This window comes from Ruegeria arenilitoris, from assembly GCF_013035315.1.
Lineage (GTDB): Bacteria > Pseudomonadota > Alphaproteobacteria > Rhodobacterales > Rhodobacteraceae > Ruegeria > Ruegeria arenilitoris_D.
Map to the genome: position 1 here is coordinate 91,716 of NZ_WQHP01000002.1, position 12,767 is coordinate 104,482.

13 protein-coding genes are annotated in these 12,767 nt (G+C 57.1%); 9 read left to right on the forward strand and 4 right to left on the reverse strand.

Translation table 11 applies throughout. The features are described from left to right. The first annotated feature begins 8 nt into the window (after positions 1 to 8). Genes GOV53_RS05215 through aroQ form a run of 4 tightly spaced genes read left to right on the forward strand, consistent with a single transcriptional unit; the run spans position 9 to position 3,446 of the window. The gene (locus tag GOV53_RS05215) at positions 9 to 848 is read left to right on the forward strand and encodes a carbohydrate ABC transporter permease (protein ID WP_170464608.1); all 840 of its coding nucleotides are present in this window, start codon (positions 9 to 11) and stop codon (positions 846 to 848) included. Next, a complete protein-coding gene (locus GOV53_RS05220) occupies positions 845 to 1,879 on the forward strand; it encodes a Gfo/Idh/MocA family protein (RefSeq protein WP_170464609.1) in 1,035 nt (344 codons plus the stop codon). Before GOV53_RS05215 ends, GOV53_RS05220 begins: the two co-directional genes overlap by 4 nt. Continuing rightward, complete coding sequence (locus GOV53_RS05225; RefSeq protein WP_170464610.1) at positions 1,876 to 2,871, forward strand: ABC transporter ATP-binding protein; 996 nt, start codon at positions 1,876 to 1,878, stop codon at positions 2,869 to 2,871. Before GOV53_RS05220 ends, GOV53_RS05225 begins: the two co-directional genes overlap by 4 nt. 26 nt (positions 2,872 to 2,897) lie before the next feature. Next, positions 2,898 to 3,446 carry a gamma subclass chorismate mutase AroQ gene (gene aroQ, locus GOV53_RS05230; RefSeq protein WP_170464611.1) on the forward strand — a complete coding sequence of 183 codons (549 nt, stop codon included), beginning with the start codon at positions 2,898 to 2,900 and terminating at the stop codon, positions 3,444 to 3,446. Between the two features lie 61 nt (positions 3,447 to 3,507). Here aroQ and GOV53_RS05235 read toward each other — a convergent pair whose 3' ends face one another. Then, entirely contained in the window at positions 3,508 to 4,020 is a 513-nt protein-coding gene (locus GOV53_RS05235; protein ID WP_170465046.1) for an isocitrate lyase/PEP mutase family protein, read from the reverse strand. A 143-nt stretch (positions 4,021 to 4,163) separates the two neighbouring features. Between GOV53_RS05235 and GOV53_RS05240 the strand changes: the two genes are divergently transcribed. Then, complete coding sequence (locus GOV53_RS05240; protein WP_170464612.1) at positions 4,164 to 6,143, forward strand: bifunctional 2',3'-cyclic-nucleotide 2'-phosphodiesterase/3'-nucleotidase; 1,980 nt, start codon at positions 4,164 to 4,166, stop codon at positions 6,141 to 6,143. Between the two features lie 97 nt (positions 6,144 to 6,240). On the opposite strand, the gene GOV53_RS05245 is transcribed toward GOV53_RS05240, so the two are convergent. Both GOV53_RS05245 and GOV53_RS05250 read right to left on the reverse strand, forming a co-directional pair. Then, positions 6,241 to 7,371 carry an aldo/keto reductase gene (locus GOV53_RS05245; RefSeq protein WP_170464613.1) on the reverse strand — a complete coding sequence of 377 codons (1,131 nt, stop codon included), beginning with the start codon at positions 7,369 to 7,371 and terminating at the stop codon, positions 6,241 to 6,243. Positions 7,372 to 7,404: 33 nt separating this feature from the next. Next, positions 7,405 to 8,145 (reverse strand): SDR family oxidoreductase, encoded by a 741-nt coding sequence (locus GOV53_RS05250; RefSeq protein WP_170464614.1) that lies wholly within the window; start codon positions 8,143 to 8,145, stop codon positions 7,405 to 7,407. Positions 8,146 to 8,265: 120 nt separating this feature from the next. Here GOV53_RS05250 and GOV53_RS05255 point away from each other — a divergent pair, with 120 nt between their 5' ends. After that, complete coding sequence (locus GOV53_RS05255) at positions 8,266 to 9,177, forward strand: LysR family transcriptional regulator (protein WP_170464615.1); 912 nt, start codon at positions 8,266 to 8,268, stop codon at positions 9,175 to 9,177. 97 nt (positions 9,178 to 9,274) lie between these two features. Here the strand turns inward: GOV53_RS05255 and GOV53_RS05260 are convergent, their stop codons facing one another. Then, complete coding sequence (locus tag GOV53_RS05260; RefSeq protein WP_170464616.1) at positions 9,275 to 10,177, reverse strand: LysR family transcriptional regulator; 903 nt, start codon at positions 10,175 to 10,177, stop codon at positions 9,275 to 9,277. A gap of 94 nt (positions 10,178 to 10,271) precedes the next feature. On the opposite strand from GOV53_RS05260, the gene GOV53_RS05265 reads away from it, so the two are divergent. The 3 genes from GOV53_RS05265 to GOV53_RS05275 all read left to right on the forward strand — a co-directional run bounded on the left by GOV53_RS05265 (position 10,272) and on the right by GOV53_RS05275 (position 12,477). Then, the gene (locus tag GOV53_RS05265) at positions 10,272 to 11,351 is read left to right on the forward strand and encodes an MBL fold metallo-hydrolase (protein ID WP_217361233.1); all 1,080 of its coding nucleotides are present in this window, start codon (positions 10,272 to 10,274) and stop codon (positions 11,349 to 11,351) included. Positions 11,352 to 11,445: 94 nt separating this feature from the next. Beyond that, the gene (locus tag GOV53_RS05270; protein ID WP_170464617.1) at positions 11,446 to 11,838 is read left to right on the forward strand and encodes a DoxX family protein; all 393 of its coding nucleotides are present in this window, start codon (positions 11,446 to 11,448) and stop codon (positions 11,836 to 11,838) included. 15 nt (positions 11,839 to 11,853) lie between these two features. Next, positions 11,854 to 12,477, forward strand: coding sequence for a protocatechuate 3,4-dioxygenase (locus tag GOV53_RS05275; protein ID WP_170464618.1), 624 nt, complete (start codon positions 11,854 to 11,856; stop codon positions 12,475 to 12,477). Positions 12,478 to 12,767: the final 290 nt, after the last annotated feature.

Here is a 12,767-nt window from a genome sequence, read left to right on the forward strand (position 1 = left end):
GCCAAGCGATGAACAAAGCACGCCATAACCCGCTGAATACCGCCGCAATGCACGGGGCGCTGATCCTCTATACGCTGATAGCCCTGTTCCCGGTCTTTGTGATCATCATCAACAGCTTCAAGACCCGCCGCGCCATCTTTCGCGAACCGCTCGCCCTGCCCGATGCCGAGAGTTTCTCGCTGATCGGCTACCAGACGGTGATGAAACAGGGGGATTTCTTCCTCTACTTCCAGAACTCGCTGATCGTCACCGTGGCGTCGCTTGCCTTCATCCTGCTGTTCGGGGCCATGGCGGCCTTTGCGCTGAGTGAATACCGGTTCAAGGGCAACCTGATCATGGGCCTGTATCTGGCGCTGGGGATCATGATCCCGATCCGCATCGGCACGGTTGCAATCCTGGAAATGATGGTTGCCACCGGCCTTGTGAACACCCTTTGGGCGCTGATCCTCGTCTACACCGCACAAGGTCTGCCACTGGCCGTGTTCATCCTGTCCGAGTTCATGCGGCAAGTTTCGGACGATCTAAAAAATGCGGGCCGGGTTGATGGGCTGTCAGAATACACGATCTTCTTCCGACTGGTCCTGCCGCTGGTTCGTCCCGCAATGGCGACGGTTGCCGTCTTCAACATGATCCCGATCTGGAACGATCTGTGGTTCCCGCTGATCCTTGCCCCGGCTGAGGAAACCAAGACCTTAACACTGGGCAGCCAGGTCTTCATCGGTCAGTTCGTCACCGACTGGAACGCGGTTCTGTCGGCGCTGTCGATGGCAATCCTGCCGGTGCTGGTGCTCTATGTCATCTTCTCACGCCAACTTATCCGCGGCATCACCTCAGGAGCTGTCAAATGACCCGAGTTCTGATCGCCGGCCTTGGCAATATGGGCCTGAGCCATGCGTTGGCTCACCACAACCATCCAGACGCTCAGATCGTGGGGCTGGTGAACCGGTCCGGGCGCGTCGACCATCCTGATCTGTCAGCCTATCCGGCCTACTCGGATTTTGACGCTGCCCTGACCGAGACAAAACCGGATTTGGTTGTTGTCGCGACTTATTCCGACAGCCACGCTGACTTCGCATGCGCCGCGATGGAGGCGGGTGCGCATGTCTTCGTTGAAAAACCGTTGGCAACCACAGTGGCCGACGCCAAGCGCGTCGTCGCCAAAGCCATCGAGACCAACCGCAAACTGGTCATCGGCTATATCCTGCGGCACCACCCCTCATGGATGCGCCTGATCGCTGAGGCGCGCGATTTGGGCGGGCCTTACGTCTTCCGCCTCAACCTCAACCAGCAAAGCAGCGGGGCCGAGTGGGAGACGCATAAGGCGCTGATGCAGACCACCTCGCCCATCGTCGATTGCGGAGTGCATTACGTGGACGTCATGTGCCAGATCACAGACTCGGACCCGGTGCGCGTCCATGGCATGGGCCTGCGGCTGAGCGATGAGGTCGCCGAGGACATGTACAACTACGGCCAGTTTCAGGTGATCTTTGAGGACGGCTCGGTCGGCTGGTATGAGGCTGGCTGGGGGCCAATGATGTCCGAAACTGCGTTCTTCGTGAAAGACATCGTCTCGCCCAACGGATCGGTTTCGATCACCGACGGCAACAAGGGGGCATCGGCCGATATCGACGGCCACACCAAGGTCGGCGGCATCCTTGTCCACCGCCCCGGAGGCGATCAGACAATCGACATGCCCGACGAACCCGGCCATCAGGAGCTCTGCGATGCCGAACAAGCCTACATGCTGCGCGCCATCGCCGAAGATATCGACCTGACCCGCCACATGAACGACGCCGTGCAATCGCTGGCCATCTGTCTGGCCGCGGACGAAAGCATCCGCACCGGCCAACCCATTACGCTGAAAGAGGCACGCAAATGACCGCCCTGACGCTTACGAACGTGAACAAATCCTTCGGGACCGTCGAAGTTCTGAAAGACATCAATATCGAGGTGGAAGACGGCGAGTTTGTCGTTTTCGTTGGCCCATCGGGCTGTGGCAAGTCGACCCTTCTGCGTGTAATCGCAGGGCTTGAGGACGTGACCGCGGGCGAGGTCCGCATTGGTGGCGAGTTGATGAACCTTACCCCGCCTTCAAAACGCGGGATTGCGATGGTCTTCCAAAGCTACGCGCTCTACCCACATTTGAACGTGCGTAAGAACATGTCGCTGGCGCTGAAACAGGAAGGTCAGAGCAAGCAGATCATCGAAGAGCGTGTCGCCAAGGCCAGCAAGATGCTGAACCTTGAGCCCTATATCGACCGCTATCCGTCCGAGCTGTCCGGCGGCCAGCGCCAGCGCGTGGCCATCGGCCGCGCCATTGTGCGCGAACCCAAACTGTTCCTGTTTGATGAACCCCTGTCCAATCTGGACGCAGCTTTGCGCATGAATACACGTCTGGAGATTGCAAATCTGCACCAGCAGCTTGATGCCTCGATGATCTACGTGACCCACGACCAGACCGAGGCAATGACACTTGCCGACAAAATCGTGGTGCTACGCGACGGGCGCGTTGAACAGGTCGGCAGCCCAATGGAGCTGTATAACAACCCCGCCAACCAGTTTGTGGCCGGGTTCCTTGGCGCGCCGTCGATGAACTTCTTCCCCGCCAACCTGATTGGTGAAAGCGCAGGCATTACCGCAGGTATCCGCCCCGAGGATCTGTTTCTGGCTGATGACGGCCCGGTGGCCGCAAATGTCACCCATGTCGAGCATCTGGGCGGCGACACCAACGTGATTGCCATGATGCAAGATCACCAGATTACGGCCCGCCTGTTCGGGCAGTATCAGGTGGATACCGGTCAGGCTATCCGGCTTGGATATTCACCAAGCAAGGTCTATCGCTTTGATCCACAAGGGGAACGTCTGAAGTAACAGGCATTCACTACGGGATTGGGAAAATGTATCAAAAGCTGCGGTCGAAACCTGTTCTGGCGCTCTGCTTCCTGCTGCTTGGCAGTGTGCAGGTCAGTGCCGACGGGGACGTGTTGTTCGCGTCAATTCATGAGCGGCTGACCTGGATGAAAGATGTCGCTGCGTGGAAGCACGAGAATGCGGTTGCCGTGGAAGACCTTGAGCGCGAGGCCGTTGTCCTGACCGCCGCAATGGATGCAGCACAGGAACTGGGTCTGTCCGGACCCAGCGTTGCCGCGTTCTTTCAGGCCCAGATCGACGCCGCAAAAGCGATCCAGGATTGCTGGATCCGACAATGGGAGGCGGGCAATGCCACCCCTGCAAAAGCCCCTGATCTTGTGACTGAAATCCGCCCCGAGCTGCTTCGTCTGGGCAACCAGGTGCTGGCAGCCCTTTCCGATGAGATCACGCAAAACGGTGCAATCGGTGAACCGGAAAGAGAGAGTTTCGAAGCGACCATCTCAATTGAATGTCTGGATGACGATGCGCGGTCCGACATTTTCGGCGGATTGAAACAGGTCGATTTGGCGAATTGAACCTCGCAGTTTTGCAGGCAGGATCAATCACCGACCCGCCGCGAAAAGACCGATTCTGAGGTCACCGCTTGGACGTCGCGTATTTCTCGGACTCGTTGTAGTAGTCGTCAAATCCGATCCTTTGGCGTAGCTCTGTGAACTCCATCCGCCCGGGACGTTCGTCGCTCTGCATGGACCTGAGGCATGTCACCATCGCTTGCATCGCTGCGGCCATCAGCGACAGCGGGTAGGCGGCGATCGAATAGCCGATGTCCTGTAAAACAGCGTTGGGTGAGTCGGGCGTTACGCCACCCTCGACGATATTGGCCATGTGCGGAAGCGGAACTGCGCTGCAAATCTCGCGCATTTCTTCTTCGCTGCGGGGCGCTTCGACGAACAGAATGTCTGCTCCGATTTCTGCGAATTTCTCGGCGTGGGCAATCGCTTCGCCAAGACCGTGATCATGTCGCGCATCGGTGCGCGCAAGGATCAGGATGTCGCCTCCGTTTGCTCGAAGATCCTCGCGGGCATCTACGGCAGCGCGAATACGGCCAGGTGATGACCCGCTCAGACGCTCGGGCCCTATCGGTTGAATCTGTAGCGTTTTCGGGAAGTATGAATATGGTACTTGTCATAATTCCGAACAAACAACGTGTCGAAAATGCGGGCACCGCATTTCATGCGAATTTTATACAAGGCCGCTAAGGCGCGTTGACCAACAAATCTGAAAGGTGACTCATGTCTTTTTCCAACCGCTCATCAATTTCGCGTCGCCAGTTTCTTGCAACAACCACCGCCAGTGCCGCCGCCATTGCCCTGCACCCTTTTTCTGCGGCCGCTGCGAACAACCAGGCGCATCTGCGGATCATGGAAACCACGGACATCCATGTCCACGTCTTCCCCTATGACTATTACGCGGACAAACCCCGTGACACGGTGGGCCTGTCCCGCACGGCGTCGATCATCAATGACATCCGCGCAGAGGCCACGAACTCGCTTTTGGTCGACAATGGTGACTTTCTGCAGGGAAACCCGATGGGCGACTACATCGCCTATGAGCGGGGCATGAAAGATGGCGACAGCCACCCGATCATCACCGCCTTCAACACCGTAGGCTATGATGCCGCCACCCTTGGCAACCACGAGTTCAATTATGGGCTAGAGTTTCTGGACAAAGCGCTGGCCGGGGCCGAGTTCCCTGTGGTTCTGGCGAACATCGCTAAGGAAAAAGGCGCAAACCCGCGCGACGACAAGACCTTGGTACAGCCCTACGCCATTCTCGACCGCGAGATCGAAATGGGAGACGGCACCAAGCACCCGATCAAGATTGGCGTCATCGGCTTCACCCCGCCGCAGATCATGAACTGGGATCGCAAGCACCTGGAAGGGAATGTCGAAGCCCGAGATATCGTCGAAACCGCTCGGGCCTACGTGCCCGAGATGAAGGAACAAGGCTGTGACCTGATCATCGCGCTTTCGCATTCTGGGATCGGCAGCGCCGATCATGCGGACGGCATGGAAAACGCATCTGTTGTTCTGGCCGGTGTCGAGGGGATTGATGCGCTGGTCACTGGCCACAATCACCTCGTCTTCCCCTCGCCGACCTTTGCCGACCGCCCGGGGATCGACATCGAAAAAGGCACATTGATGGGCAAACCCGCCGTGATGGGCGGCTTTTGGGGGTCACACCTCGGCCTGCTTGACCTGCTGCTCGAGCGGGACGGAAACGAATGGCGCGTCGTGACCACAACGTCCGAGGCGCGGCCGATTTCCAAGCGCAACGAAGACCGTTCGATCACCGCTCTGGTCGGTGACGATCAAAAGGTTCTCGACTCGGTCGCGCAGGATCACGACGAAACGCTGGCTTATGTCCGCCGCGCCGTGGGCAAAACATCAGCGCCGCTGCACAGCTATTTCGCGTTGGTTGCTGATGATCCCTCGGTTCAAATCGTCTCAATCGCGCAGAAATGGTATGTCGAAGAGATGATGAAGGGCACCGAGCACGAAGGATTGCCCATCCTTTCGGCGGCGGCGCCCTTTAAGGCTGGCGGGCGTGGTGGTCCCGACTATTACACCGACGTTCCGGTTGGGGACGTAGCGATCAAGAATGTGGCGGATCTTTATCTGTATCCGAACACGGTCCGTGCGGTTCGCGTGAATGGCGCGCAGGTGCGGGGCTGGCTGGAACGGTCGGCGGGTATGTTTAACCAGATCGAGGCCGGGTCCAACGACGCGATCCTGCTCAACCCTGACTTCCCGTCGTACAATTTCGATGTGATGGACGGTGTGACCTATCAGATAGACCTGTCGCAGCCGTCGCGCTTTGGACCAAAAGGCGAAGAAATCAACCCCGACGCCGCGAGGATCGTGAACCTTGCCTTCAACGGTGAACCGGTGACTGATGACATGGAGTTCATCATCGCCACCAACAATTACCGCGCCTCGGGCGGCGGATCGTTCCCTGGCGCTTTGGGCGATACAATCGTGTTCGAAGCCCCAGACACCAATCGCGACGTCATCGTGCGCTATATTGTCGAGCAAGGCACAATCGATCCAAAAGCAGATGCCAACTGGTCGTTTGCGCCGCTAGAGGGCACCACAGTGCTGTTCGAGACCGGGCCCAAGGCGCGGGACTACATCAGCGATGTCAAAGGTGTTGCCATCGAGGACGCCGGAGAAGGAGCCGACGGTTTTGCGGCCTTCCGCATCAATCTCTGAGCAATTCCAGGCAAGGTCACGTGCCGCCAAGGGTGGCAAGGTAGCCCTGAAACGGTGAAAGTGCGCCCGCGGCCTCTGCAGGCCGCGGGTCAAATCGTCAGACGCGCGCAATCCTTGCACCGGTGTGGATCATGCCCAGCATCGTATTGGTGTGATACGTGTAAGGGGACAGTCCCGGCATTTCACTGACGGCATCCAGCGCGGCAACATGAGCCTTGTCCAACGAGAATTCCAGCGCGGCCAGATTGTCTTCCAACTGGCTGAGTTTTCGCGCGCCGATAACGGCAGATGTTACGCCGCGGTGGTTTACCATCCAGTTCAAAGCGATTTGCGATGCGCTGTGACCGGTTTCCTCGGCGATACGCACCAGTTCCCGCAGGATGGCGATGTTCTGTTGTAACGTCAGGTTCGCGGTGCTGGGGTCTGTTGTCCACGTGTCTGTCAATCGGCCAGCACCCACCAGATTGCCCTGATCATCCACCGAGTACTTCCCGGTCAAAAGACCATTGGCCAGCGGGCTCCAGGCAGTGAAACTGATGTCCAGCGCGTCGCACATCGGCAAGTGTTCGTAGTCCGCATGACGCGCGGCCAGGCTGTATTGGTTTTGGATCGACGAGACGGGGTTGCGATGGTTCAACCCGGCCAGCGTCTGTATTTTTGCGACATACCAGGCCGGGAAGTTCGACAGACCAAAAGCCAGCAGTTTTCCCTGACGGATCAGCGTGTCGAATGTGTCCAGAACCTCTTCGATCGGGGTGAACATGTCCCATTGGTGCAGGTAGTACACATCGATGTAGTCCGTGCCCAATCGCTTCAACGAGGCGTCGAACGCATTCAGAATGTGTTTGCGCCCGTTGCCACCGCCGTTCGGATCGCCCGGAATCTGGTTCATTGTCCCTTTGGTCGAGACCACCACGCGTTCGCGGTTACTTGCGGATTTAATGAACTCGCCCAACCATTCTTCGCTTTCGCCGCCTTGATAGGCATTGGACGTGTCAAAGAAGTTGCCGCCAGCCTCGAGATAGCGGTCAAAGATCTCGCGGGCCTGTGCCTTGCCGCTGGACCACGCGTCGCCCCAGGCGTCGCCGAAACTTCCGGCGCCATAGGCAAGCGGTGACACCCGCAACCCGGTCTTGCCGAGCATCCGATATGTGGTGAGCGATGCGATCCGGCCTTCAGGCAGCTCATTGGCTGCAAAGGGCAGATCGTCAGACAGTGCTTCTGACATTTTCGTTTCCTGTTTGTCTTTCGTTGAGGGGGTTTAGCCGCGCACCAGATGCCCGCCGTCCACATCCAGAATCGAGCCGGTCATGAACGTGTTGGTCATGGCCAGCGCAGCGGCTTGTGCAATTTCACCGGCATCTCCGACGCGCCCGACCGGCAGGCCGCTGGCAACTTGTGCGAACATCTCGGTGCGGGCCTCTTCGGGCATCCCGGCATAGGCTTCGGTATCGACCATGCCGGGGCTGATGCAGTTCACGCGAACCCTGCCCGCCAATTCCAGCGCCAGTCCTTTGGCAAGTGTCTCGACGGCAGCGTTTACCGCAGCCAACCCTGTTGCCCCTGCCGACGGGCGACGGCTTAGAACGCCCGAGAAGAAGGTCACCGATCCACCCTTTTTCAGGAAGGGCAGCACTTCGCGGGCGGTGACGTATGGGCCGATGAACTTGGCCTCGATCATGCCCCGAAGGTCGTCGGTTGGCAGGTCGGTAAAGGCCCCGTGGGCCGCGCTTGAGGCAGAGATCACCAGATGGTCAACCTCTCCCAATCCGGCGGCCCATGATTTGACATTGGCCTCATTGGTGGTGTCGACGGCCGCGACAGAGACGTGCAATTCGATGCCATCCGCCACCGCGTTCAGTTTGTCCGCGTTGCGACTGGCGATCGTCACTTTTGCACCGAGGCTGGTAGCCAGTTCGGCTGTGGCCCGGCCCATGCCGCTGCCACCGCCAACGATGACAACGTGTTTGCCGTTCAGAAAGTCTGCAAATTGAGTTTTCATGGCGATTTGTCCTAACTCTCGGATCAGCGGGAATTGCCCGCTCTCTCTGTCATGAGCAGTGATATAGAAAATCGGCGTTGATCCTTGAAATGGATATTAAGTATATTAGAAATTGACATAATGAATTTAAACACGCTCGACTTAAATCTGCTCAAGGCCTTCGATGCCCTTTATCGTGAACGGCACGTCGGACGCGCGGGTGAGACCATTGGCCTGGCGCAACCGTCCATGAGCAACGCTTTGAACCGCCTGCGCGCCCAGTTCGACGACCCCCTGTTTCAACGCAGCCGCGAAGGTATGTTACCCACGGCCAAAGCCGACGAACTGGCCCCACAGATCAAAGAGGCGCTGTCGCTCATCTCGCGGATGCTTTCCCCGACAGAGTTCGACCCCAAACAGGTGCGTGCTGATGTGACGATTGCCGCTGCCGACCTTATGGTGATCAACCTTGCCCCACCATTGATGAAGTACCTGAACCAGAACGCACCGAGCCTACGCGTTAGCTTTGTTCCATTGGACAAGCGCAGTTTTGAACGCGATCTGGATGACGGGCTTTTGGCTGTCGCGCTGGGGACATTTGGAAAATTGCCCGCGCGGTTCTTGCGTCAGAAGGTTCTGCGCGACCAGTTTATCTGCATCACTCGCCAAGGGTTACTGCCAGAGGGCGCGCCGCTGACGCTGGATACCTATCTGAATCTGGATCATGTTCTGATGACATTGGGTGGCGGCTTCTCTGGCGTCGTAGATCACGCGTTAAGACGTCAGGGTCTTTCGCGTCGGGTTGTCATGACGGGCACCCAGTTTGCTGTGCTGCCTGACATTGTGGCGCAATCGGATATGATCGCTACTATTCCGGCATCCCTTTCGCATATTGCCCAACGTGCGGGCTGCACCATTTATGCCCCGCCCTTGGAATTGTCCGGTTGGGATATCGAAATGGTTCAGACACAGCGTTTGGTGTCCGATCCATTGGGCGCGTTCATCGGGCAAGCCGTGCGCGATACGTTGCAAGAAAACAAGCGGGACCTCTGAGGTTTGAACCCAGGGCGGGATCTCGCGCCCGTGCAATATCGCAACAACTCGACCGCCAGATGACTGTGGTCGTTGGCCGAGCGCTGCCACACTCAATTCATGCTAAATTCTCGCGAAGCCTTTCTGCCAGCAGGTCCGCAAAGCGTTTAGTTGCAGCAGATCGAAACTGAGTGGGAGGGTACACGGCATAGATTCCTCCGGCTGGAAGCGACCAGTCTGGAACAAGCCGGACCAACGTGCCATTTTCGATTTCCCTTTTGGCGAAAAAGTCCGGCAGGATAGATATCCCCGCCCCTTCTACGACCATTGCTTTGATGGCCGGTGTTACGTCTGCGCGCAGCGCTGGGGTCATTTGAACATCACGGGTTTCACCGCTTGTGCTTTCAAATTGCCAGTGTAGTGGGTTCGGTAGCGCTCGGTGTTCGACGAACGGAAGCCTCGCCAAATCTTCTGGATGTTCTGGTCGCCCGAACTGCTCAACTAGTCTTGGCGACGCGACGACGATTTGTTGGAATCCGGCCAATTTGCGCGCGACGTTGGCGGAATCGGCAAGCCACCCCACCCGGTACGCAATGTCAAACCGCGCCTCAACCGGATCAAACCGCGTATCGCTCAGTGTCAAATCAATCGTCACAGCCGGATAGGCGATGCGAAACTCGGCCACGACTGGTGAAATGTATGTCACACCCATATCAAGCGGGGCTGTGATACGCAGGTTTCCGGTCGGCTCTTTGCGCCCCTGTCGCACAGCTTCAAAGGCTTCTTCGGCCTGTGCCACTGATGCGCGCGCGGCCTCATAAAAGGACTGTCCGACTTCCGTAAGGTTCAGGTGGCGTGAGTTTCGGACAACTAGGGTTGCACCAAGTTCCTCCTCCAACAGCTGCAGTTGCTTGCTGACAACCGCTTTGCTGATGCGCATGCGTTCAGCGGCCGCAGTAATTGTTCCTTCTTCGACGATGGCAACAAAGTACTCTAGGCGGTTCAGATTGGATTTCTTCATATCGTCACCTTTTGACTGACATTATGTCTACATCTATTGCCTTTGGCTTACAATAAGGGGGCATTATCTGTGGTTCACCAAACCGGAGACCGCAATGACGCGCCTTACCTACATCACTGAGAGCTATTGCGACCGTTGCTATGGCACCGGCCCGATACTGGACGCGCTGATTGCGAGATGTGCCGACGTCACCGTCACGCATCGCCATGTGTTCCAAGGCGCCAGCACACCCCAAATCGATACTTCCACCTACCAAAAACTTCCCCAAAAAGACCGCGGCACTGGCCGCGTAGTTGCTAGGAGCATCCTTATGAAGACGATCCTCACTTCCACAGCAGCCGTGCTGCTTTCGACCGCGGCCTTTGCAGCGGACCTCACCATCACCGCCTTCAACCCCAACGAAGGCAGCCTGTTCCCGGTCTCGTCGAACCTGATTGAAGGCCCGACCGAGGTGGTTCTGGTAGACGCGCAATTCGAAAAGGATGATGCACAGCAGCTGGTGGACATGATCAAGGCGACTGGTAAGCCCCTGACGACCGTCTTTATCAGCCACAAAGACCCTGACTTCTATTTCGGGCTGGATACGATCCGCGCGGCCTACCCGGATGTCAAAATTGTCGCGACGCCCGAAACCGTCAAAGGCATCGAGAAGACCATTCAGCTCAAATACGATTTCTGGGGTCCGATCCTGGAAGGCAACGCGCCATCCGAGTTGATTGTTCCTGACGTTCTGGAAGGTGATCGCCTGACGGTGGATGGTGAAACCGTGCAGGTTGTTGGCCTTGATGGTCATGATCCGGTTCACACGTTCCTGTGGGTGCCTTCCGAAAAAACCGTACTGGGCGGCGTTGTTCTTTATGAAAACGTGCATGTATGGATGGCCGACACCCAAACTCCGGAAAGCCGCGACAACTGGCGCACGACGTTGGATCAGATTCTGGAATTGAAGCCCGAGCGGATTATTCCGGGCCACGTCATCGGCGATAGCGCAGAAGACGCCAGCATCGTTGACTTCACAAATGAATATGTCGCCGCATTCGAAGCAGCCGCAGAAAAGGCAGAAGGTTCGGCAGAGCTGATCGCCGCAATGCAGGCCGCGTATCCCGACTTTGAGAACGTCAGCGATCTGGAGCTAAGCGCCCAGGTTATCGAAGGCGAGCGGTCCTGGCCGTAAGCCAGACCGACATCAAAAGCCGCCCAATTCGGTTTCTAAGTTAAATGGGGCGCTGGCCGGTCAAAGCTGGCCCCCAATCCTTGGGAATAGACAAATGAAAGCAGCACTTAACAAACAATCTCCTCGCGTTCTCAGCATCTTGCGGATCATGACGGGTCTTCTGTTTGTGGCTCATGGAACCCAGAAAATATTGAACTTCCCTGCCCCGCCCGAGTGGGAAGTCGCGACATTCTCGATGCCATGGATCGCTGGTATGATGGAGCTATTCGGCGGCTCGCTGATTGTTCTGGGCCTGTTTACGCGTCCGGTGGCGTTTCTTCTGTCCGGTTTGATGGCCAGCGCCTATTTCATTGCCCACGCCCCGGCGAGTTTCTATCCGATCCTGAATGCAGGTGATGCCGCGATTTTGTACTGCTTTGTTTTCCTGTATTTTGTATTTTCCGGCCCAGGTTGCTGGAGCCTTGATGCCAAGATGGGCCGGGAATAGCTGAGGAGGGATTTCATGGCGTATTCAAAATCGCGACGAAATATTCTGGCTGGACTTTCATCTGTTACGGGAAGTTTCCTTTTGCCGCGGTCCGTACTTGCCGCCGATTTAACGCCGCGCGCTGCAGAGGGGCCATTTTATCCGACCAGATCCATGCGGATGAATGATACCGACAATGATCTGGTCAAGGTCGCGGGGCTTGTGCGCGAGGCAGGCGGAGAGATCATCACCCTCAAAGGCCAAGTTACCGATCGCAAAGGAACTCCGATGGCGGGTGCCCGTATCGAGATTTGGCAATGTGACGTGAATGGAAAGTACTTGCACCCCGGCGACAATCGTCCGGTGCCGTATGACCGCGGTTTTCAGGGCTTTGGCCACGATGTTACGGATGGCGCTGGAAACTATGCGTTCCGCACGATCAAGCCGACCAAATATCCGGGTCGCACGCCCCATATCCACGTGAAAGTCGTAGATCAGGGCCGAGAATTGCTGACCACACAGTTTTACCTTGATGGCGATCCGGACAATGCAAAAGACGGGTTGTATCGCAGGATGTCCAAGGCGGAAGCCCAGGCGGTATCGATGAAATTCGCCCAAGGTCCCAAAGGCCCCGAAACGACCGTAAACATTGTTGTTTGACGGTTTCGGCCGGATCAGAACAAGGACCGTCTAAAACAGTATTGATTGCCGTTGTCATGGCAATCCTGACGTGGCAATTGCCGCGGCACAATCCGTAGAAACCTTCACCCATCTCGCAGGCAATTTCTTTTGCTTCCAGAATGCCAGCTGCTCTTTGCGCGTTGCCCTCACCGAAAAAGGAGCCTTATTTATCGATACAAACGGTGGCGCTCCACATCTTTCCGTTTTCAAGGACAAATGCGCGGCTCTTTGGTGATCGTTGAAACAGCTCTGCATGTTTAGAGCCTTGC